Consider the following 21,269-nt stretch of genomic DNA (forward strand, 5'->3'; position numbering starts at 1 on the left):
TTCCGCTTTTCGCAGCGAACCGTCTTTGTGGAGCCGGTCCTATCACTTTGCCAAAGCGTCCAGTTCCGAAATGACTTTCGCAAAATCGAGCCTGTGATCGTCAACTTCCCTCTGCCGGACCATGTGAAACGGATGATGGGCACCAAGGTCGCCCAAACTCTTGATTGCTGACATTGCGCCTTGCGTACCACGAGACAATTTGATGTGGTGGCCAGAGGCAGCTCGTCCAATGATGTCCGCGAGGGCCATATACTCTCCCAAACCGTCTCTGATCGCCGACCCGTGCCCCTGTTTCTCAAATGCCGAGATCAACAGCCGCTCCATCAGGCGCCGACAGAGGACTGCGCACCCGTTGTAGAACCCATAATGGTAGCAGCCGTTAATTTCTGCGACCAACCGAGCCAAATACGCTGGCCCAGTGGCAAATAGGTCCGCCCTGATGAGATGGTCGTCGGTCTGGACGGGCTCTGAGTTCCTACACAACGGTAGATACTTGTCGTCGAGCCGAGATTTGCTGGCCAAGCGCAGCCGTACGCTACCGGAAGTCTTTCCCTTTATAACGTCGGAATTTCTGAGCAGCTGCTCCCGGAAGCGCGTCAAATTAACTCTGCCCTTGAGGGCAAGATCATGCATCAACTCGGCAAGATAAGCGGGCGTCACCTCAGTTGTTGTCCGCCCCCGCTCTAAAAACCACATTAGAGCAACTGCGCATCCAACTTCCGTCAGGCCATTCTTTGCAATCTTCTGAGCGAATTGCCTAAGCTCGGTCTGCATCCTCGGCCATCAACCATTTCTGAAATTCAGACCGAGCATTCGCAGTCAATCGATAGGCGGATGGCGCACCGCCCCTTTGACGTTTTCCGCTCAACAAGAATTGCTTCGAGTGTTTTTTCATGACCCTCGAAATCGACGGCAAATCAATGCGCACGTCGAGGGCCTCCAAAATGCGATGAACCGCTCCGGATGTGAGCGCCTCATCCGAGAACCAGAGGGGAAACGCAGCCTTGTTGTAAAGGTCCCGGGGGGCATGAAGTATCTTACGCTCGATCTGGCGAAAGTGCTCACTCTCCTTGACTCGGTTCGCAACGTCGGTGGGGTCTGGGCCGTTTGCTGTCTTCGAGTCTGTAGGTACTGCCGGGGCGGGGCGCCGGGAAGACGCCTTACGCTCCTCGCGACCAGAGCCCCCCTCCGGGCTTTCACGGCGTCCCTTGCTGGGGCCGAGCTGCTGCCACCATCGCTCCAGCAGGTGATCAACGTCGGAGCGTGCCCCCTCAAGCTCAATTTCGGCATCTCCAGAGCGCAGCCGGATCTTGACTAGATCAGACAAACTATCGTCTCCCGATGAACTAATCTACAGGTTGCGGGAACTGAAGGAGACAGTCAAAGGAATGAAGACGTCCGAGTTTAGAAATCCACCGCAATCGTGGAATTACGTTCGCAACAAGGCCTTAGCGCACCTACATCATCGGGCAAACAATCGTGGGGCCTGTAGTTGTATGTGCGCTCCGTGAGAGCCCTCGAGCTGCGCGCTATCCGGGAATACAAAACTCTGCTACAAAGTGGAATGATTCGGGCGCAAAATACTTAGGAAAATCAACGAAGAAGCTGAAGCGCGGCAGTACCCACCCAACTGTACCAGCCTTCATCCCACTGAATTCCCTTTGAACCTGGTTTGGCGCGCGAACTGCCGCGACACTTGTGCTGTGACGCGTCGGCCACCCGTGCTTGCGAATCCGGGAGCGTTCACTCACAATTCCGCCAAACTTTGCGCTGGGGGATTTAATGAAGCTTTTTCAAGCAGTGAGTTTCCAGCCTGGATGGCTGCTTGCCGTCCCGTTTTTGGTTTCGATCTGGTCCACGGCGGGCCATGCCTATACCGCCGAACAGCAGCAGGCCTGCACGGGCGATGCGTTCCGCTTGTGCAGTTCCGACATTCCCGATATCGACCGCATCACGGCCTGCATGATCCGCAACAGATCGCAGCTTTCGCCGCCTTGCCGCGCGCATTTCAGGGCCGGACCCGAGCCGGATGAAGTTGCGGCGAGGTCCGTAGGCCGGCCGACGGTGATCCGGCCGGCAACGCCGCGCAAGGCCGTGAGCGCCAAGCCGCGCAAGACCAAGAAGCCGGCGAAACCGGCAGCGTGACGGACATCACGCGACGTCAAGGCTTCCTACGCGCGGCAGACTGACGCCTTGTTTATGGTGTCCGCAATGAACATCTGCTCAAGCGAGAGGAGAGGGTTCGTTGAGTCAACATCAGAAAGAACTCGACCGGCATTTTGCCTGGTTCGAGAAAAAGCTACCGCCGGGGCCTTCGAAGTTTGTTAGCTGGGTGCGCAAGCCGTCGTCGTTCTACGTTCGAATTCCGCTCGCGTTTCTTTTGATCGTCGGCGGTTTTCTCAGCTTCCTGCCGGTGCTCGGACTCTGGATGCTGCCGCTCGGACTCCTTTTGTTCGCACAGGACGTGCCGCCGCTACAGAAGCCGATGGCGCGGGGACTTGGATGGATCGAGCGCAAATGGCTCGAACGTCAGCGCGCGAAATTCGAACGCGAGCGCGCAAAATCCACGCAGTGAACCGATCAAGGCATTCAATCGATTCCGCTTTCGGTTGTCGGCGCGCTGTGTGCGGTGTGACTCAAAAACCAGCCTTATTGGCAATTCAGTGTCTTCATCGCGGCATCCAGTAAATTTTTCTTTCGCGAATCAGTCCGCTGATTCATTTTCGGCTTCTGGGGTCAACTGGAGGCCAAGGTATGAACGTAATTGTTTTTGCATCACGTAAAGGGGGCTCGGGAAAAAGTACCCTGGCTGCTCATCTCGCCGCTCATGTTCACAAGGCGACTAAACCCATCCTGCTGGTCGATGCCGATCCGCAGGGCTCACTCACGCTCTGGCACAAGCTGCGCGGCACCAATGAGCCGCCGATCAAGGCCGCGGTGAATTCCGTCAGCGGCATTGTCGCTGCCGCCAAGCGCGACGGCATCGAATGGGTGTTCATCGACACGCCGCCGAATCTGTCGGCCGTCGTCGACGACGCGATCCGCAATGCAACGATGGTGATCATTCCGGCGCGGCCGGGCGTGTTCGACGTCAACGCGGTGCAGGAAACGATTCAGAACTGCCGCTCGGCGCGCAAGCCCTACGCGGTCGTGATCAACGGCGCGCCCGCTGAACGCGATGGGGCCGAGAGCCGCATCGTCACCATCGCGCGTGAAGCGCTGGCGAAATTCCGCGCGCCGGTCTGGAGCGGACAGATCACCAACCGCGCCGACCTGTTGATGGCGCTGAGCCAGGGCGAAGGCGCCCGCGAATATTATGCGGAAGGCCGTGCCGCGGCGGAGATCGCCAGGCTATGGGGCGCGATCGAACGTTCGATCAAGGCGATCCGCGGAACGGCGTCGGCATCGGGCGCCATGCACAAGCAGGCGGCGTAACAACGCCGCTTTGTCTTTTCGGATTGTTGAAGACGCGCGGTGTTCCGCGCGTTTTTCTTTTGGGCTTTGAGAAAATGTCGCCGCGTCATTGCGAGGAGCTCGCGATAAAATCGCAAAGCAATTTTGCGCTCACCATGACGGTGGAGTGGAGCGGGGGCCTTACGCCACCATCAGCACATAGAACACGACGACCGGCGACAGCGTCAGGATCACCGACCAGATGCCAACGGCCCACACAATGTCCTCGGTGGAAAAGCCCTGTTCGGGCAGCCTGTTGTTTTCGAAATGCACGACGCGCCCCGCGTTTCTTGTTGCTCCGGATAGTTTGATACGCGATCGATTTTAAAAACCTGGTTGCGATTTCGCTTGCAATTGAACGCACCTGCTACCGCGGGTTAACCACCGCCGAGCCTGGTTAACGCGTGGTGACCGCACAATGTCAAAGTCGAAACTACGTCCCGTCCGCAACGTTAGAATTTTACGCGTATGGATCTCTCAAGAAAAAACTTCGGGTCGATTCCGTGACCTTTCATCTCAAGAAATTTCCGATCGGCGATTACGCCCAGAGCATGCACGACGTTCTCTTGGTGTCGTCATTCGCCGCGTGGGCGATACTGCTCGGCTTCGCGCCTGTCATGACCTATCGGCTGCTCCTGGGCTAAAGCTCATTGCTCCCGCTCTCCATCTGGGGCGAGCGGGAGCCGGCATCTTTCGATCCGATCATGCCCGCCGCAACAACGGCGGCCTGTGACGCTCGATTTCCTCATCCAACAATTCCGCCAGCTCCGCGCTCACTTCCACCATTGGCAGGCGCACTTCCGCGCTGTCGATCAGCCTGCTGCGCGCCAGGCAATACTTGGCGGGCGCCGGGCTCGGCTCGGCAAACAACAGTCGCGTCAGTCCGGAGATTTTCTTCCAGCAGACAAGCGCGCCCTCGCGGTCGCCCTGCATCAATAGCGTTCGCACCGATGCAAAGGCTTCGGTCTGAAGATGCGCTGACAACAGGATCGCGCCGTCAGCGCCGTCGCTGAGCCCTTCGTGATACTGCGCATCCTCGCCGGTCAGCACGCGAAAGCCGGATGGACGCCTGCTCAGGAAATCGATCGACTGCGCGCGGTCGGCACTGCAATCCTTCATGCCGACGATGTTCGGATGCGCCGCGAGTTGCAGCAGTGTCTCGTTGGTGATGTTGACGGCGGTCCGGTAGGGGATGTTGTAGAGCACAATGGGGCGTGCGGCGCGGCCGGCGAGCGCGGTGAAATGCTGGAGCAGGCCGCGCTGCGATGGCCTGATGTAACAGGGACTTGCGATCAGATAGCCGTCGATCGGCCAGGCTGCCGTCTCGTCCAGCGCATCCAGCATCTTCGCGGTCGAGGCGCCGGACAGGCCGAGCAGGATCGGCAGATGCTGCGTGCCGGCGGCGAGCTCGCTGCGTGTCACTGTCACCAGCTGCTTGAGTTCAGTGATGCTGAGCGACATGCCTTCACCTGATGTCGCCGCCAGAATGAAGCCGTCGACCGGGCCGGCCGCATAATGCCTGACGAGCCGGCGCAGCGAAATCTCGTCGAGTCCGCCGTCCCGAAACGGCGTGATCAGCGGCAGCCACAGGCCCTGCAGCCGGCTTGTCAGATCGCTAGTCGAAGGTTCAGTCATCGTTCCATCTCCTCATGGGTAAGCCGGAGACGGGACCAATAAAAAAACCCCGTCCAGACGGCGGGGCTTCGGATCGCGGGCTTGCGGCAGTTCAGCGCGCGCGTCGATCTCGGGTCCCCGGGTGGGGACCTTTTTTCGACGACAGAGCTGCACACGAACGCGTGATCATGTGCGGATCATGGTTGCGAGGAACGTCGATGTCAACCGGCGCAGCCACATGACACCTGTATGATGGGCTTGAACATGAAAAAAAAAGCCGGGCCCGAAAGAGCCCGGCTTGAGGTATTGGCCACGTGAGGCCGACACAATCACCTTCCAAGAGGGATTACTGAACCGCCACGTCACTGGAGGAGGGGGACATATGCGCGACGCAACCGCTCAGCGTTTGAACACTATGATCCTCATCCGTGCCTTGCAGCAAGCGTCCAAGCCGCATGTCAGACATGCGGTGAGCGGGGCCTCTATAAAATCGGCTAATCCGCAGAAGGGATGACGAAGTGGCGCCGCCCTACGACGGCCAGCGCTGCGCTTTGCTCACCACGAAATCGCGGAACACCTGCACACGTGCAACCGTCTTCAACTCTTCGGGATAGACGAAATAGGTGTCGAGCTGGATCGAATCGGATTCGCCGAACAGCTGCACCAGGCGGTAGTTTTCCTCGACCAGATAGTCCGGCAGCGCCGCAATGCCGAGCCCCTGCTGGCAGGCGCGGACCAATCCTAAGATGTTATTCACCTTGAAATAGGCTTCGCGCGGGCCGGAACCGTTGCGGCCGGCGTCGATCAGCCAGCTGCGGTTCTGCAGATGTGTCGGAACCTGTGCATCGCCGAGCATGATGATGCGGTGGGAATCGAGATCATCAAGCGTGCGCGGCGTGCCGAAGCGCTTGATGTATTCCGGTGAGCAATAGGCATGGAAGCCGATCGAGAACAGCTTGCGCTGGATCAGGTCCGGCTGGGTCGGCTTGCGGGTCCGGATCGCGACGTCAGCTTCGCGCATCGACAAATCGAGATCCTCATCGGTGACGATCAGCGATATGCGGATGTCAGGATAGAGCGCGGTGAATTCGTCGAGCCGCGGAATCAGCCAGTTGATGCCGAGGGCAGGGGGCGTCGTGATCTTCAGGTCGCCGCTCGGCCGCTCGCGGCTGTCGGTCAGCTTGGCGCGCGCTGCCTGTAGCTGCATGAATACGTCATGCGCAGTGCGGAACAACAGGTCACCCTGCTCGGTGAGGATGAGCCCGCGCGCATGGCGGTGGAACAGCGACACCGAGAGCTCCTGCTCGAGTGCACTCACCTGCCGCGACACCGCCGATTGCGAGAGCCCAAGTTGCTCGCCGGCATGGGTGAAGCTTCCCGCTTCCGCCGCCGCGTGAAACACCTTCAGCTTGTCCCAATCCATGTCCGTAAATCCGTCCCGCGTTCGAGCCATGATTATTCTGCCGCCGCGCGATCGCTCGCGCGCAAAGCCAGGAAACGTTCGGCCTCAAGGGCCGCCATGCAGCCAAGGCCGGCAGCCGTCACCGCCTGCCGGTAGGTTTCGTCGGCGACATCGCCGGCAGCGAACAGGCCGGGAATCGATGTCGCGGTCGAGTTCGGCGCCACCTCGACATAGCCGGAGGGTTTCAGCTTGACCTGGCCTTTGACGAGGTCAGTTGCGGGCGCGTGACCGATCGCGATGAAGACACCGTCCGCCGGCACCTCGGTCAGTTTGCCGGTCTTGACGTTCTTCAGCCGCACATGGGTGACCTTGTTCGGATTCTCGACGCCAAGGATCTCATCGATCGCCGAGTCCCAGATCACTTTGATTTTCGCGTTCTTGAACAGGCGGTCCTGCAGGATGCGCTCGGCGCGGAAATGATTGCGGCGGTGCACGATCGTCACCTGCGAAGCGAAGTTTGTCAGGAACAGCGCTTCCTCGACCGCAGTGTTGCCGCCGCCGACCACGATCACTTCCTTGCCGCGATAGAAGAAGCCGTCGCAGGTCGCGCAGGCCGAGACGCCGAAGCCCTTGAACTTCTCTTCCGAGGGAATGCCGAGCCAGCGCGCCTGCGCGCCGGTGGCGAGGACCACCGTCTCCGCCAGATAGACATCGCCGCTATCGCAGGTCAGGCGGAACGGGCGCTGCGCCAGTTCGAGTTTGGTGACGAGATCGGTGACGATCTTGGTGCCGACATGCGCTGCCTGCTTCTCCATCTGCTCCATCAGCCAGGGGCCCTGGATGACGTCGGCGAAGCCGGGATAATTCTCCACGTCGGTGGTGATGGTGAGTTGTCCGCCGGGCTGGATGCCTTGGATCAGGACGGGCTCCAACATCGCGCGCGCCGCGTAGATCGCCGCGGTGTAGCCGGCGGGGCCGGAACCGATAATGACGACCTTGGCATGAATAGGCGCAGGCATCGGCGGATCCCTCTCTTATTCGGGGGTTGTTTTTGACTGAGCAGAAAGCGCCGGAAGGAGGTCGGCGGCGCCGAAAGTGTCAAATCCAAGTCTAAGATATCTGGGTAGCTATGCAAGATTTGCAATTCATCCCAGCGAATTTTCCCCGGAACCGAATTCACAATCGCGAAATTGGGCGTTTCGTGCGCAATAAAATTGCGCAAGGCGTCCGGCCTGCGCTAAGAGATTGCCGGCAAAAGCCGCTTCAAGGCGGCCAAAGTTAGGGAACCCGACGCGCGTGTCGAAGAATCTGGACGAAATCGACCTCAAAATTCTTGCCGAGATTCAGGCCGATGGCCGAATCACCAACGTGGAACTGGCCAAACGCGTCGGTATTTCGCCCCCGCCCTGCCTGCGCCGGGTCCGCACCCTGGAGGAGGAGGGCTACATCCAGGGCTATCGCGGCCTGCTCGACCCGCGCCGGCTCGGCTTCGACGTCACCGTGTTTGCTTCCGTTCATCTGTCCAGCCAGGCGGATGCGGATTTGCGCGCGTTCGAGGATTTCGTGCGCGCCGAGCCGTTGGTGCGGGAGTGCTGGATGTTGTCGGGCGAGGTGGACTTCATCCTCAAATGCGTCGCACCCGACATGGCGACGTTTCAGGAGTTCGTCACCCACCTGACCGCGGCGCCGCACGTCCGGAACGTCAGGACGTCGCTGGTGCTGCACAATTCGAAATATGAAGCGGCGGTGCCGCTCGATGTGAAGGTGGCGGGGTGAGCTTTACCTCTCCCGCTTGCGGGGGAGGTCGCATCGCATCGAAGGATGCGATGCGGGTGGGGGAAACTCTCTCCACGCGAGCGGTGTGACTCGCGGCGGCACCCCCACCCCAACCCTCCCCCGCAAGAGCGGGAGAGGGAGCGCTAGTCCCGGCGCGGTGACTAAGTCTCACTTCTTCCGCATCGTGGCGTCGAGGCTGATCGGGCCGCCGCCTGCGGTCGAAAGATAGAGGCAGGCGAAGCAGAACAGGATCGCGAGCGTGCCGCCGTTGATGAGCGGGAAAAAGCTTCTCGGCGCGTGACCGATGAAGTAGGCGAATGCCATTTCGCCGGCAAGAATGAAGGCGACGGGCCGTGTGAACAGTCCGAGCAGCAAAAGCGCGCCGAAGATCAACTCAATCAGGCCGGCGGCTCCCGAGAGCGACATCAATTGCACCTTGTTGAGGAAGGCGTAAGCGTTCCCCTCCGGAATTGTCGGAAACTTCAGAATCTTCGCGACGCCGTACTGAAACAGCAGCAGCCCGGTGATGAAGCGAACCAGGCTCAGCGCCTGTGGCTGAAATTTCGCGAGCAGCTTATCGAATTGGTCCATGTTAACGTCCCCCTTGTTTGACGCGCTAGGAACTAGCGTGACGAGATTACACGGTGTTGGCGAATCTCGTGTGATGCCGAGACAACACCAGTGAAATTGAATCATTCCCACTGCTTCGCGACATTGTCGCGATTGCGGCGCAACAAGATCGCGTTCGGGCACACACACGAGTCCGCCGCTTCGATCGCACTCCCTTGCGGAAAGACGAAGCCTCGCAGCGCAAACTCATTTGGTTATGAACCATAAGCATTCCCCGAAGCGCCGGATATTATGAAATCCGCCGCATCACCACTCACAATGCTGTCAGCACGCGGCAACAAAAAGCCGCGTCGGAAGACGCGGCTTTGTCGCAACAGTAACTCGCAGGTGACTACCGCCACTCCACCTTGGTGATCTCGTAGGCCTTGGCGCCGCCGGGCGCCATCACTTCGACGGTGGTGCCCTTCTTCTTGCCGATCAGCGCGCGCGCGAGCGGCGAGGTGATGGAGATGCGGCCCTTCTTGGCGTCAGCCTCGACTTCGCCGACGATCTGCCACACCGCCTTCTTCTCGGTATCCTCGTCAACCAGCGTGACGGTCGCGCCGAACTTGACGGTGTCGCCGGACAGTTTCGAGATGTCGATCACGTCGGCGCGCGCGAGCTTGTCTTCGAGCTCGGCGATGCGGCCTTCATTGTGTGACTGCTCTTCCTTGGCAGCGTGATATTCCGCGTTCTCGGAGAGATCGCCATGCGAGCGCGCCTCGGCGATATGCTCGATGATGCGCGGACGATCGACCGACTGGCGCTGCTTCAACTCGAACTCCAGGGCGGCATAGCCGCTCGCAGTCATCGGAACCTTGTCCATCATCTCTTCCGTCCTTCCGTCGTGCCGCCTCGCCCGGGACGCCTGCGCGCACGAGGTATTTACTAGATTTCGATTCGGGCTTTCCTGGCTCGATCCGAGCCTGACAGCCTATTAATTTTCGGCCCCTTTCGGGGCCGATTCAACATCCAACCAAGCGGTGAGTTCCAGCCATATGGCTGTATTGCCAATCGTTTAGCGGGCATTTGCCCAGCCAACGATCAGTTTTCGGAAAAGTAACTCTGCAGCGTGCGGACCTCAAGGTCCCCGCCCAGATAGGCGCGGATGCCCTGGGCGGCCGCAACAGCACCCGAAAGAGTGGTGTAATACGGCACTTTATGCAAGAGGGCAGCCCGACGTAGCGAACGGCTGTCGGCCAGCGCCTGTGGTCCTTCGGTGGTGTTGAAGACGAGCTGGATATCGCCATTGGTGATGGCGTCCACAATGTGCGGCCGTCCCTCCAGCACCTTGTTAACCTTCTCGGTCGGAATACCCTTGTCGGTCAGGAAGCGCTGCGTGCCTGAAGTCGCCATCACCTTGAAGCCGAGCGAGTGCAGCAGCCGCACCGCTTCGGTGATGCGGTTCTTGTCGGTCTCGCGCACCGAGACGAAGACCGTGCCCTTGCGCGGCACGCGAGTGCCGCCGCCGAGCTGGCTCTTGGCAAAGGCGATCTCGAATGAGCGGTCGATGCCCATGATTTCGCCGGTCGAACGCATTTCCGGACCGAGCACGGTATCGACGCCGGGGAACCGTGCGAAGGGGAAGACCGACTCTTTCACACCGACATGGCCAAGCTGTTTCTTCTTCAGCTTGAAGTCGGCCAGCTTCTCGCCGGCCATGATCCGTGCAGCGATCTTGGCCACCGGCATGCCGATCACCTTAGCGACGAACGGCACGGTGCGCGAGGCCCGCGGATTGACTTCGAGCACATAGATCTCGCCGTCCTTGATCGCATACTGCACGTTCATCAGGCCGACGACGTCGAGGCCGAGCGCGAGCTCGCGGGTCTGCCGCTCGAGCTCCTCGATCATCTTCGCATCCAGCGAGTGCGGCGGCAGCGAGCAGGCGGAATCGCCGGAGTGAATGCCGGCTTCCTCGATGTGCTCCATGATGCCGACGATGAAGGTGTCCTTGCCGTCGCAGAGACAATCGACGTCGACCTCGGTGGCATCGGACAGATAGCGATCGAACAGCAGCGGATTCTTGCCGAGCACGGTGTTGATCTGCCCGGTCTTGTCGTTGGGATAGCGCGCCTTGACGTCGGCAGGCACGAGCTCAGGCAGGGTGCCGAGCAGATAGTCGTCGAGCTGGGTCTCCTCGCGGATGATCTGCATCGCGCGGCCGCCCAGCACGTAGGACGGGCGCACCACCAGCGGCAGGCCGAGATCGGCAGAGACCAGCCGCGCCTGCTCGACCGAATAGGCGATGCCGTTCTTGGGTTGTTTCAGCTTCAGCTTGTCGAGGATGCGCTTGAAACGGTCGCGGTCCTCGGCGAGGTCGATGGCGTCGGGCGAGGTGCCGAGGATCGGCACCTCGGCGGCTTCCAGCGCGCGCGCCAGCTTCAGCGGGGTCTGGCCGCCGAACTGCACGATCACGCCGTGCAGCGTGCCGTTCTGCCGCTCAGTTGCGATGATTTCGAGCACGTCCTCGGCGGTGAGCGGCTCGAAATAGAGCCGGTCGGCGGTATCGTAGTCGGTCGACACCGTCTCCGGATTGCAGTTGACCATGATGGTCTCGTAGCCGGCGTCATCAAGCGCGAAGCAGGCGTGGCAGCAGCAATAATCGAATTCGATGCCCTGGCCGATCCGGTTCGGGCCGCCGCCGAGGATGATGACCTTCTTGCGGTCGGAGGGCGCGCTCTCGTCGGCCAGCGCGCCGGCAAACGGCGCCTCATAGCTCGAATACATATAGGCGGTGGGGGAGGCGAATTCGGCGGCGCAGGTGTCGATGCGCTTGAACGCCGGGCGGACGCCGAGCGCGTGCCGCCTCGCCGTCACCTCGGCCTCGGTGGTCTCCGCCAGCACCGCGAGACGCGCATCGGAGAAGCCCATGGCCTTCAGCATGCGCATGCCGTAGCCGTTCGGCGGCAATCCGTTCGCCCGGATCTTGGCCTCCATATCGACGATGCCGCGCATCTCGCTGAGGAACCACGGATCGATCTTGCAGGAATTGAAGATCTCCTCATTCGACCAGCCGAGCCGCATCGCCTGCGCCACCTGCAGGATGCGGTTCGGCGTTGGTGTGCCCAAGGCGGCGCGGATCGCATTCTTGTCGTCGCCGCGCCCGAGCCCCTCGATCTCGATCTCGTCGAGCCCGGTGAGGCCCGTCTCGAGCCCGCGCAGCGCTTTCTGCAGGCTCTCCTGGAAGGTGCGGCCGATCGCCATGACTTCGCCGACCGATTTCATCGAGGTGGTCAGCGTGGTGGAGGCGCCGGGAAACTTCTCGAACGCAAAGCGCGGCACCTTGGTGACGACATAGTCGATGGTCGGCTCGAACGAGGCCGGCGTGGCGCCGCCGGTGATGTCGTTGGCGATTTCATCGAGCGTGTAGCCGACCGCGAGCTTGGCGGCGACCTTGGCGATCGGAAAGCCGGTGGCTTTTGAGGCAAGCGCCGACGAGCGCGACACGCGCGGGTTCATCTCGATCACGACCATGCGGCCGTCGTCCGGGTTGACGCCGAACTGCACGTTGGATCCGCCGGTCTCCACCCCGATCTCGCGCAGCACCGCGATCGAGGCGTCGCGCATGATCTGGTATTCCTTGTCGGTCAGCGTCAGCGCCGGCGCCACCGTGATGGAATCGCCGGTGTGCACGCCCATCGGATCGAGGTTCTCGATCGAGCAGACGATGATGCAATTATCGTTCTTGTCGCGCACCACCTCCATCTCGAACTCTTTCCAGCCGAGCACGGATTCCTCGATCAGCACTTCATTCGTCGGGGAGGCGTCGAGGCCGCGTTCGATGATATCGAGAAACTCTTCCTTGTTGTAGGCGATGCCGCCGCCGGTGCCGCCCATGGTGAAGGAGGGACGGATGATTGCGGGCAGCCCAATCTCGGACAACGCCATCAGCGCCTCGCCGAGCGCGTGCTCCTGATAGCGTTTGCGGCGTTCGCTCTCGCCGAGCGTCCACTGTCGTTCTAGTTCTTCCAGCGCTTCGCCGGAAAGCTTCTCCCGTTCAGCCAGATATTTGTCGCGATAGGACTTCTTCAGCGCCGAGGCATTGGCGAGCCGTGACTTCGGCGTCTGCAGGCCGATCTTCTCCATCGCATTGCGGAACAGCTGGCGGTCTTCGGCCTTGTCGATGGCGTCAGCAGTGGCGCCGATCATTTCGACGTCGAATTTGTCGAGCGTGCCCTGGCGGCGCAGCGACAGCGCGCAGTTCAGCGCGGTCTGGCCGCCCATGGTCGGCAGCAGCGCAAAGCCGCCGGGGATGACGTTGCGTTCCTTCTCGATGATCTTGGCGACGATCTCGGGCGTGATCGGCTCGATATAGGTCGCATCAGCCAGTTCCGGATCGGTCATGATGGTGGCCGGATTGGAATTGACGAGGACGATGCGATAGCCCTCTTCCTTCAGCGTCTTTACCGCCTGGGTGCCGGAATAATCGAACTCGCAGGCCTGGCCGATCACGATGGGTCCGGCGCCGATAATCAGGATGGTCGAGATATCTGTTCTTTTGGGCATCAGCTCTCAGACGGGATTTTGGGCACAAAAAAAGGGCGCGCAGCCGCGCGTCCCCTAAGCCAAAGAGCGCGGGTCTCCCTCGCGCGCGGGTGGTCTTTAGACCAGATTCCGCACCCGCGAAACCCCCAAAAACGGGCCATCAACGGGGAAATTCAGGGTTCTGGAAGGGCTTGGGAAGGACTTGCCGAGCCGAGGTCCGCCTTCGCCACGCTACGGCGCGACAGCCTTCGCCACTGCTGGCTTGCCGAGCCGAAGCTGCGGAGCAGCGAAGGCTGGAGGCCCGGCCTGGATTTGAACCAGGATAAAGAGCATTGCACTGCTCCCGCGTCGTCGCTTCCGCCACCGGGCCGCGGCCATCATGGCTGATCACGGCGCGGTGAACCATGCTTAGCGTGCTTTAGGGTTAACAACCTTAGGGCGCGGCAGGGATCAACTAAGCTGGAGGGCGTGCCGGGCCACGAAGGTCATCCGCCAAGGGTTGTGGCCGATGTTCTGATGCGCGCGCGAGGTAGAGAAGCCGGCCTGGGCGAGCTTCTCGATCATCGCATTCTCGCTGTAGCGCTGCAGCCCGATGCGGGTGCGCAGCTGCCGGTAGTCGGAAAGCGCCGTACTGGCGAGCCCGTACAGGGCGTCTTTGAGGAAGCCGTGAGAGCGTGCGAATTTCAATAGCGCCAGCACGTCTCTGAACATACCGACCTCCGGGCGCAGGACATCGCCCACTACCAGCCGGCCGTTTGGCTTCAACAGCCGGTGAATGATGGCAAACGCTGAATCCAGTTCCTGCGGAGTCATGTATTGCGTGACCGAATTCATCACGACGAGATCGACCGAGCCTTCCGCCATTCGCGTGAGATCTTCAAGCGAGCGGACGCGGATCTTGGTGTTCGGCGCGAAGCGCGCGATCAGCCGGCCGCGAACGCCGGGTGCCGGCTCGGCCAGATAGAGCTTGGCGCAGGCGTCCGCCACCTTGGCTGCCGATAGCGCTTCGCCGCAGGCATAGTCCAGCACGACGGAGTCGGGCGAGGCGATATAGCCAATGATATCGCGCGCGATCAGCTGAAAATGCAGATCCCGATGCAGCTTGCTCGCATAAATCGTATGCGTGGAATCGTAATAGTCGATCCATTCATCCATGCGTGCGTGCCCAGCCAAACAGCCGGTTCCCCTGCCGGAACCAGCCAGAGAGTGATGCGTTAGGTCGTCCGGCGGCCGATGTCCATCGCCGCCTCAATCCGGTTCCTAACAGGAAGGTGTAACGTGAGCAAAACCAACAATAAATCCGACAAGGTATCCCCTGACCTCGACACGCCGACCGATCTGGCGCCGGCTGCGGTAGAGAAGATTTCGGCATCGCTCAACGTCCTTTTGGCGGACGCCTTCGCGCTTTACCTGAAGACCAAGAACTTCCACTGGCACGTCAGCGGCCGGCATTTCCGCGATTATCATCTGCTGTTGGACGAGCAATCGGAAGCGATCTTCGCCACCACCGACCAGCTTGCCGAGCGGGTGCGCAAGCTCGGCGGTATCACGCTGCGCTCGATCGGGCAGATCGCCAAGCTGCAGACCATCCAGGACAACAACGAATCCTATGTCCCGCCGCGCGAGATGCTGCGCGAATTGATGGAGGATAACAAGAAGATGGCGACGGCGATGCGCAAGGCACACAAGCTCGCCGACGACAATGAGGACCGAGGCACCGCCCAGTTGCTCGAATTGTTCATCGACGAGACCGAGCGTCGCACCTGGTTCCTGTTCGAGGCCAGCCGCCAGGACGGCGCCAACGCGGCCTGAGTGCGCATATGCGTTCGTGGATTCGCAGGATGGGCCTCGCTCGCCATCCCTGCGTTCTGCGGCGGGCACGCCGAGCTATGTCAGCTTGCTGGCCCGTCTGCAGATGGGTCACTGGCCAGATGATGCCCGGCGTGTTTTCGGCGCCAGTAGCCAGGATGGAATAAACGCAGTTCGCCGCCACCAGCGCTGGCAGCTACTTCGTCACCACCCGGCGCGCCGGCGTCAGTGTGCTGGTGGGCGCCATCGGCGAGATCGAGAACGTCAGCCAGGTATTCCACCCCGAAGGCCGGTTCTCGGCTGCGAATTCGCCGTAGCCTTTTAGGTTGAGATATCCCTGCATGTCGCCGACCGGAAAAAGAATTCCGATCTGCGGACCAATGCCGAAGACACGCGAGCGGAACCCGCCGAGCGCCGGATGTTGACCGAAGTCGTCGGTGATCTGCTGATATCCATATCCGACGAAGCCGACGAAAACCTGCTTGGAAAGGAATTGCGAGATTCCCCAATCGACGTGGAAGTCGATCCCGTTCTGGTACTGCGTGTGATTATTCTTGAAGTTGTAGGTAAATCCGGCGACGGCGGAGAATTCGTGCCCAGCGGCCGGATTGAAGTAGGTGTAGCCGCCGCCCGCGTCGATCGCGGCGTGACCGATGCCGAGGTTGCTGAGGCGTGCAGGATCGTAGGCGCCGACCGGAATGTCTCCGGTCAGATAGGTCATGAAATTGTGCACGCCGGCATTCCACTTCAGCGTGGCCTGCGGATAGAGGTCGCCGACCGAAGTGAGTGAATCCGAGATGCTCCCCGTGCGGGTTATCACGAGCGGCCCGATTGCGGTGGTGAGCGTTCCATCGATGCCGGTGCTTGCTCGGCCGAATATGCCGGTGACGCCGATTGCAAGTTGGCCGCCAAGCACCGGTGTACCGAAAGTGTAAGTGGGATTCAGAAGAATCAGATCGGCTTGCGCGTTCAGACTGGCATTGAAATCCACGTTGACTGTTGCCGGGAATCTGCCGATCTGGATCTGCCTTGCCGCGGCGACGGCGCCAGATGCTTCGACCGAGGTGTGATAATACACCGCGGCCATGGACCAGCCCGGCACCTGTGGTGTCGCGGCAAGGCTGGAGAAGCGTCCGGGAAGCCAGTACGAAACACCGCTCTCGTCGGCGTATGCCGCGTGGGACACGAAGCCGAGCAGCGCCACGGCAGCGCTGAAACTTGAGTGGATCAGCCAACGCCGAGATTTTTGTTTGCAAGATTTTCGTTTGGATGTGTCGCGTGTCATTTGTCTGCCCCAAATGGCCGGAGATCACATTGCAACCACGGACGAGGTCACGTGCCTCGCCAACGTCCGCTTCGCCTTGATCGCCGCCGCGACAAGGGTTGAGTACATACTACCCGAAGTCGCGTTGTAATGCGGCATCAGTGGGCTGAAATCGCCCGTCGCAAGACAGCATCGGTTGCTGCTGATGGTGTCAGAGATAGGCGGCATAGGAGTTGACCCAAACCAGGATGGACATGATCAGGCCGATGACGCCGGCGTTCTCTGCAATTACGGTGGCGGTGCCAGGCATGCCGAGCCTGAGCTGGCTGCGATCGATGTCCTTCGGTATGGAGATGACAGCCGGATAGGCCTTGGCGCCGCCGATCGAGCCGACTTTGGCCAGCGTCCCGGAAACGGCGATCTCGCCCTGTCCCACGCCCTTGCGGATCCCCGTGATCGTCGCCTCATGGATGCGGCCGGGATCCTGCGTTTGCGCATATGCCTTTCTTTGAAAGCCCGTCTCCACTTTTCCGGCTAGGCTGCAAATTCCGCCAGCCGCTCGATGAACCAAAATGCCGCCAGGGATCCGATCGCATAGATCGCCGCCGCCGACGCGTAGCGTTCGAATTTCGGCGGCGGATTGATGCGCTTGGCACACGCCAATGCGCCGAGAACGACGCCGACGAAGATCAGCTGTCCGATCTCCACGCCGATGTTGAATGTGAAGAGCGCGAGCGGGATGTCGCCTTGTGGAAGGCCGATCTCCGTCAGGGCGCCGGCGAACCCGAACCCGTGAAGCAGCCCGAACGAGAACGCGACAACCCACGGCCATCTTGCCGTCAGGCTCGCCTGTCCGCGCCGCGTTCGGATGATCTCGCAGGCGAGCAGCAAGATACTGAGCGCGATGCTGGCTTCGACCGGCGGCCCGGGAACGTGCACGATTCCGAGCGTCGCCAGGCTCAGGGTAATCGAGTGCGCGACGGTGAAGGCGGTGATCGTTATGAGCAGTGCGCGGCCGCTGCGAACGATCAAGATCAAGGCCAGCACGAAAAGCAGGTGATCGTAGCCGAATAAAATGTGTTCGACACCCTGCATCAGGTAGGTCGCGGCGACTTCCAGCGAGCTACGCGAGGTTGCGATCTCGATCCACGGTTTTGACGGTCGTACCAGCGTAGTTGAAAAGGTACCATCGAGCATCTGCACGCGCGCCAGAACGTCGGTGATGGTTGCCTGTAGGCCAACAAGCTCGATGCGGGTGCCGGCGAGGCTCCCACTGGTCTCAATTACTCTGCGCTCGATCAGCGAATCCGAGAGTTCTCGGAGCACGGGCTCGGTGACGTTGCGTGCGTTCGCCGGAAAACGCAGCACCACCGGCAGGCGCATTCCTGACAAGACTGGCGTACGCCATACGATCTCGTACCGCTGCGGCGCGATCTCCGTAACCTGGAGGCAAGCCGGGCGCGCCTCATGCGCGGTCGCGGCATTAAGGAACGCGAATGCCGCGGCGATGATGCCCAGAAATGCCGACCGCATAATCAAGGGTTCTCCAACCACCCATCCCTGTCTTTTCGGCTAGTTTTTGGCTCTCTCCGGCGTCACAACCTGATAGCGCGCGCGCATGGTTTCGTAAGCCTTGCGCTTGGCTTGTGCTCGCTGGTCTTCGATCCATTCCGCCTTGATTTCGGGTTCGATCTCTTCGAAGTCTGGGACGCGGCTCGGAACGGATGTGTCGATGAAAACTAGGTGCCAGCCGTATCCGGATTCGATCGGCCCATGCCATCGGCCCGGTTTGAGGCCGGCGACTTCTCGGGCAAAGTTTGAACCAAACAGTTTGGCCATATCCTCTGCGGACCGGTCGCCGTAGTAATCACGATCCATGAAGGGATCACCCAAGGCGGCGGCATCTTGAAAATCTCCTGGCCTCCCCGCGAGCTGCTCCATGGCTTTCGCGGCAGCCTCCCGGGATCGCTCGCCGTGTTGATCGGGAGAAAAATAAACATGGCGGAACGATACGCGAGGCGGAAGGGAAAACCTCTGCGGGTTGTCCTTGAACCAGGCTCTCAGCATATCCGTCGAAGGGTCGCTATCGATTGAAGCACCTTCGGCCAGAAATTCCATCTTCTGAGCCAATCGCCGTTTGACGATCGTGTCGTTCTTGTCCAATCCGAGAGCCAAAGCTTCCCGGTAGAGCACTTCCTCCCGGACCTTAAGTTCAATAAGGCTTTGCATTTCTGCGGGAGTGGGGGGAGCTCGCCCTTGCGCAAGCCAGGTTACACCCAACTGTTCGAAGTCGGCCGGTGTCAGGACGATCCGGTTTGATTCGGATTTGGCTTCCAAATCTGGGTGCAATCGGTCGTACACCACGAACAAGATGAGGCCGACCACAAGGAAATGAAGCAGAGGCTCGTTTGCCAGCCGCCGCACTATCGAGGGCTGGGTCACCAATGTCGCATCCGAAACGGAATCGGAACGTTCAGCCGTTCCGCGGGTCGAACGATCCATTAGCTTCGAACCTTTGGAGGCAATGCGGCTGGCTGCATGTCGAGCGACCTAACTCTCGTCAGTTCGCGATCTTGGGTTCTTCAACCTCGTAGTTGACGTAGCCAAATTCGTTGCTGCGAGCGCCGAAATATTTGTCGTCCAGCTTGTAGACCGTGACCGCAAACGGAGTTTTGTCGATCGTCGTGACGAGCTGCCCGTCGCGGATAATGTAAGTGGCGGTCGAGCCGGTTACTCCGTTGTGCATTACTTCGAATGATTGCGCGGCACTTGGCGCCTTGTCCGCCACTTCGGTAACGACGCGCCGTCCATCCGCACCATAGAGGATATCGAAGTTCTTGCCGGTGACAGTGTTACGTACCTTCAGGGTCTTGCCCAGCGCAAATTCCTTTAGCTGGGCCTCGTCGAGCGCCATTGCGCCGCGCTGTTTCAGCTCGGCCACCGTCAAGCCGCGCGATGCCGTGGCGCGCGCCGTCTCGGACGGGGTGTACCAGATCGGGGATGTCCACGCGCGCTCCTGGATCGTCGAGGCCACATTGCTTGGCGGCAGCACGCCAAGCTTCTTGGCGTCGTAGGTGCTCCAGCGCGGCGTCGGAATTTGCAGCACGCGGGCGTAGTAAACTGCCTGCAGTGCGGGATCAAAATCCGGATCGGTCCACACCTGTTTGAGTTCCACCGCGCCGATCGTGTTCTTGTATGTCGCATTCAAGATGTCGACGGTGTTGCCGACTGGCGGCAGCTTTCCGGTCGCGGGATCAATCTTGCGGCCTCCGGACCATGCCACATCGTAGATCTTCTCAAAGGTCTGACCGTTCTTTGTCCAGCCTTTGACGATCTGGATGCGGTCAAGGTTGCCGTCCTCGGGATCCTTGACCGCCTGGACGATGAATGACGGCGCCTTGCCCTTTACAGCCGGCAGATCGCCGCCCATTGGCACGCCGCCCGCATAGGCGACCTTGACCCAGTCCTTTTGCTTGAGCATTTCCGGTTGGTACTCCCAGCCACCGAACAGGCGCACCTTGATTCGAACGCCGCTAGTGCCGAAGGTTTCCTTCCGCTGCATGGCTTCAAAGATCGACGCGCGCGTATTTTCCTCGGCCCACACGCCGCCCAATCCGGACGTACCCGTCTCAAGAATATTCATGCCAGATTCTATCCGGCCCGCGAGGCGACTCTGCGGGGTGGCGTCCATCAGGCCATGGTCGCCGAAGTAGTTGGACTGTGTGAAGTTGGCGGCGGTGTTGTGGGAATCGCCGGCCCCGACAAAACCGAACTTATAGGGATTGTAGCCGCGGGCGTCCTGCATCGCGAGGCCGTCAAGGTACGCCTGGCGAGCGTAGCCACCGATCAATTTGGCGGAGCTGTTATCGATGCCGATCAGGTAGTTCATGATCTCGAAATTGGCGAACTCATCGTTCGGCGAGAGATCGGGATGGGTTTCAGACGTTCCTTTGACCTGCTTGATTTCGGTCAGCGGCTCGTTGGCCAAGCGCTCCCGAGCCCACGCCGAATCGATCGGGCGGCCCTTGCCGTCAACGTCGACCGGGAACATCAGGCCGTTGCTGAGGTTGGCGTTGTGCGAGATTGCGAGCACTTCGTTGCCCGCTTTGCGCTGGTCGTTCATCCAAGCCCAGAGATCCTCCGCCTTGTCGGAATCAAGAGCCGAGAACGGTGCTACCGGCACCTTGGCGCAATCCTTGAAAAAGACATTGCGATGCATGTTTTGATTGTTGGGCATCGATGTCCACTCATACGCGCAGAATGTCGTGAACTTGCCCGGCTTGTTATACTTGTCGGCAATGGCATTGTTCTGCTGCCAAACCGTTCCGGCAACCTTTGGGTCGGTCAATTCCTTTATGGGCTGCTGCTTGGCGATCGAAGCTGCCAGGTATTGGAAGACCTTGTTGATCTCCTGCTGCGTCTTTGCCTTAAGTTTTTGGGCGATCGGAAGCTTACTGATGGGCGAGGATGGATCGTTTGCCAAACTCATCATGCCGGCGTACTCGGAATGATCTGTCACGCCCTCGAAGTCGAGCGGCCGGCCGATTTTGATCATGTAGCCTGCAGGATGCCTGATCGGCTGGCCAATCGCATATTTGTATGCATCCTCCGGTCCGGCCAGCGTGTTGCCGATGATGTAAGCGTCAAGAGACCAGCTCGTGTGCTGATGGGTCTGACCGAAATAGGCGTTGCGCTCGGGATTGCGCTGAGCAAACGCAGGTGATGCGGCCAGGCCGAAAAGTCCTGCTCCCAGTATCGTCGTGGTGAGAAAACGTTGCCTCCACGTCCTTCGCATCATCGTCTCCTACCGCATTGCCCGAATCGGCCGGGGGTCTCGACCTATCATCGACGCAT

At 60.4% G+C, this 21,269-nt stretch carries 22 protein-coding genes and 1 tRNA gene; 7 read left to right on the forward strand and 16 right to left on the reverse strand.

Translation table 11 applies throughout. From position 1 onward, the window contains the following. Positions 1-42 precede the first annotated feature (42 nt). The gene (locus J6524_RS25475) at positions 43-774 is read right to left on the reverse strand and encodes a hypothetical protein (protein ID WP_225675656.1); all 732 of its coding nucleotides are present in this window, start codon (positions 772-774) and stop codon (positions 43-45) included. Further along, on the reverse strand, positions 758-1,327 hold the full coding sequence (locus J6524_RS25480; RefSeq protein WP_225675658.1) for a hypothetical protein: 570 nt from the start codon (positions 1,325-1,327) through the stop codon (positions 758-760). Before J6524_RS25480 ends, J6524_RS25475 begins: the two co-directional genes overlap by 17 nt. A 455-nt stretch (positions 1,328-1,782) precedes the next feature. Between J6524_RS25480 and J6524_RS25485 the strand changes: the two genes are divergently transcribed. The 3 genes from J6524_RS25485 to J6524_RS25495 all read left to right on the forward strand — a co-directional run bounded on the left by J6524_RS25485 (position 1,783) and on the right by J6524_RS25495 (position 3,435). After that, on the forward strand, positions 1,783-2,145 hold the full coding sequence (locus J6524_RS25485; RefSeq protein ID WP_225675660.1) for a hypothetical protein: 363 nt from the start codon (positions 1,783-1,785) through the stop codon (positions 2,143-2,145). A gap of 100 nt (positions 2,146-2,245) precedes the next feature. Further along, positions 2,246-2,575 carry a hypothetical protein gene (locus J6524_RS25490; RefSeq protein ID WP_225675662.1) on the forward strand — a complete coding sequence of 110 codons (330 nt, stop codon included), beginning with the start codon at positions 2,246-2,248 and terminating at the stop codon, positions 2,573-2,575. Between the two features lie 179 nt (positions 2,576-2,754). Continuing rightward, on the forward strand, positions 2,755-3,435 hold the full coding sequence (locus tag J6524_RS25495) for an AAA family ATPase (RefSeq protein WP_225675664.1): 681 nt from the start codon (positions 2,755-2,757) through the stop codon (positions 3,433-3,435). A 159-nt stretch (positions 3,436-3,594) separates the two neighbouring features. Here the strand turns inward: J6524_RS25495 and J6524_RS37455 are convergent, their stop codons facing one another. Then, entirely contained in the window at positions 3,595-3,726 is a 132-nt protein-coding gene (locus J6524_RS37455; protein WP_283843347.1) for a hypothetical protein, read from the reverse strand. A 230-nt stretch (positions 3,727-3,956) separates the two neighbouring features. On the opposite strand from J6524_RS37455, the gene J6524_RS25500 reads away from it, so the two are divergent. Then, positions 3,957-4,097: a hypothetical protein gene (locus J6524_RS25500; RefSeq protein ID WP_225675666.1), complete on the forward strand. Its 141-nt coding sequence runs from the start codon at positions 3,957-3,959 to the stop codon at positions 4,095-4,097. 58 nt (positions 4,098-4,155) lie between these two features. Here J6524_RS25500 and dapA read toward each other — a convergent pair whose 3' ends face one another. From dapA to trxB, 3 genes are all read right to left on the reverse strand, one after another. Further along, positions 4,156-5,088, reverse strand: coding sequence for a 4-hydroxy-tetrahydrodipicolinate synthase (dapA, locus tag J6524_RS25505; RefSeq protein WP_225675668.1), 933 nt, complete (start codon positions 5,086-5,088; stop codon positions 4,156-4,158). 508 nt (positions 5,089-5,596) lie between these two features. Beyond that, the gene (locus J6524_RS25510; protein WP_225675670.1) at positions 5,597-6,520 is read right to left on the reverse strand and encodes a LysR family transcriptional regulator; all 924 of its coding nucleotides are present in this window, start codon (positions 6,518-6,520) and stop codon (positions 5,597-5,599) included. Positions 6,521-6,522: 2 nt separating this feature from the next. Then, positions 6,523-7,488, reverse strand: a complete 966-nt coding sequence (trxB, locus tag J6524_RS25515; RefSeq protein WP_225675672.1) for a thioredoxin-disulfide reductase — start codon at positions 7,486-7,488, stop codon at positions 6,523-6,525. A 277-nt stretch (positions 7,489-7,765) separates the two neighbouring features. On the opposite strand from trxB, the gene J6524_RS25520 reads away from it, so the two are divergent. Beyond that, positions 7,766-8,245: an Lrp/AsnC family transcriptional regulator gene (locus tag J6524_RS25520; protein WP_225675767.1), complete on the forward strand. Its 480-nt coding sequence runs from the start codon at positions 7,766-7,768 to the stop codon at positions 8,243-8,245. A gap of 168 nt (positions 8,246-8,413) precedes the next feature. On the opposite strand, the gene J6524_RS25525 is transcribed toward J6524_RS25520, so the two are convergent. The 5 genes from J6524_RS25525 to J6524_RS25545 form a co-directional block, all read right to left on the reverse strand. After that, positions 8,414-8,836, reverse strand: a complete 423-nt coding sequence (locus J6524_RS25525) for a DoxX family protein (RefSeq protein WP_225675674.1) — start codon at positions 8,834-8,836, stop codon at positions 8,414-8,416. A 370-nt stretch (positions 8,837-9,206) separates the two neighbouring features. Further along, positions 9,207-9,680, reverse strand: coding sequence for a transcription elongation factor GreA (gene greA, locus J6524_RS25530; protein WP_225675676.1), 474 nt, complete (start codon positions 9,678-9,680; stop codon positions 9,207-9,209). A 218-nt stretch (positions 9,681-9,898) separates the two neighbouring features. After that, on the reverse strand, positions 9,899-13,363 hold the full coding sequence (gene carB, locus J6524_RS25535; RefSeq protein WP_225675678.1) for a carbamoyl-phosphate synthase large subunit: 3,465 nt from the start codon (positions 13,361-13,363) through the stop codon (positions 9,899-9,901). A gap of 273 nt (positions 13,364-13,636) precedes the next feature. Beyond that, positions 13,637-13,712 (reverse strand) — tRNA-OTHER (locus J6524_RS25540). Between the two features lie 80 nt (positions 13,713-13,792). Then, complete coding sequence (locus J6524_RS25545) at positions 13,793-14,497, reverse strand: class I SAM-dependent methyltransferase (protein ID WP_225675680.1); 705 nt, start codon at positions 14,495-14,497, stop codon at positions 13,793-13,795. 123 nt (positions 14,498-14,620) lie between these two features. Here J6524_RS25545 and J6524_RS25550 point away from each other — a divergent pair, with 123 nt between their 5' ends. Continuing rightward, on the forward strand, positions 14,621-15,154 hold the full coding sequence (locus J6524_RS25550) for a Dps family protein (RefSeq protein WP_225675682.1): 534 nt from the start codon (positions 14,621-14,623) through the stop codon (positions 15,152-15,154). 193 nt (positions 15,155-15,347) lie between these two features. On the opposite strand, the gene J6524_RS25555 is transcribed toward J6524_RS25550, so the two are convergent. Beyond that, positions 15,348-16,238, reverse strand: coding sequence for a SphA family protein (locus J6524_RS25555; protein WP_376712075.1), 891 nt, complete (start codon positions 16,236-16,238; stop codon positions 15,348-15,350). Here J6524_RS25555 and J6524_RS25560 point away from each other — a divergent pair. After that, positions 16,237-16,566 carry a hypothetical protein gene (locus J6524_RS25560; RefSeq protein ID WP_225675774.1) on the forward strand — a complete coding sequence of 110 codons (330 nt, stop codon included), beginning with the start codon at positions 16,237-16,239 and terminating at the stop codon, positions 16,564-16,566. The genes J6524_RS25555 and J6524_RS25560 overlap by 2 nt on opposite strands. Before the next feature lie 60 nt (positions 16,567-16,626). Here J6524_RS25560 and J6524_RS25565 read toward each other — a convergent pair whose 3' ends face one another. Genes J6524_RS25565 through J6524_RS25580 form a run of 4 tightly spaced genes read right to left on the reverse strand, consistent with a single transcriptional unit; the run spans position 16,627 to position 21,210 of the window. Further along, positions 16,627-16,941, reverse strand: a complete 315-nt coding sequence (locus tag J6524_RS25565; RefSeq protein WP_225675685.1) for a hypothetical protein — start codon at positions 16,939-16,941, stop codon at positions 16,627-16,629. 8 nt (positions 16,942-16,949) lie between these two features. Then, positions 16,950-17,948 carry a HupE/UreJ family protein gene (locus tag J6524_RS25570; RefSeq protein ID WP_225675687.1) on the reverse strand — a complete coding sequence of 333 codons (999 nt, stop codon included), beginning with the start codon at positions 17,946-17,948 and terminating at the stop codon, positions 16,950-16,952. A 39-nt stretch (positions 17,949-17,987) separates the two neighbouring features. Beyond that, entirely contained in the window at positions 17,988-18,917 is a 930-nt protein-coding gene (locus tag J6524_RS25575) for a peptidylprolyl isomerase (protein WP_225675689.1), read from the reverse strand. Between the two features lie 58 nt (positions 18,918-18,975). Continuing rightward, positions 18,976-21,210: a DUF3604 domain-containing protein gene (locus J6524_RS25580; RefSeq protein ID WP_225675691.1), complete on the reverse strand. Its 2,235-nt coding sequence runs from the start codon at positions 21,208-21,210 to the stop codon at positions 18,976-18,978. Positions 21,211-21,269: the final 59 nt, after the last annotated feature.

It is taken from the genome of Bradyrhizobium hereditatis, assembly GCF_020329435.1.
GTDB classification, from domain to species: Bacteria; Pseudomonadota; Alphaproteobacteria; order Rhizobiales; family Xanthobacteraceae; genus Bradyrhizobium; species Bradyrhizobium hereditatis.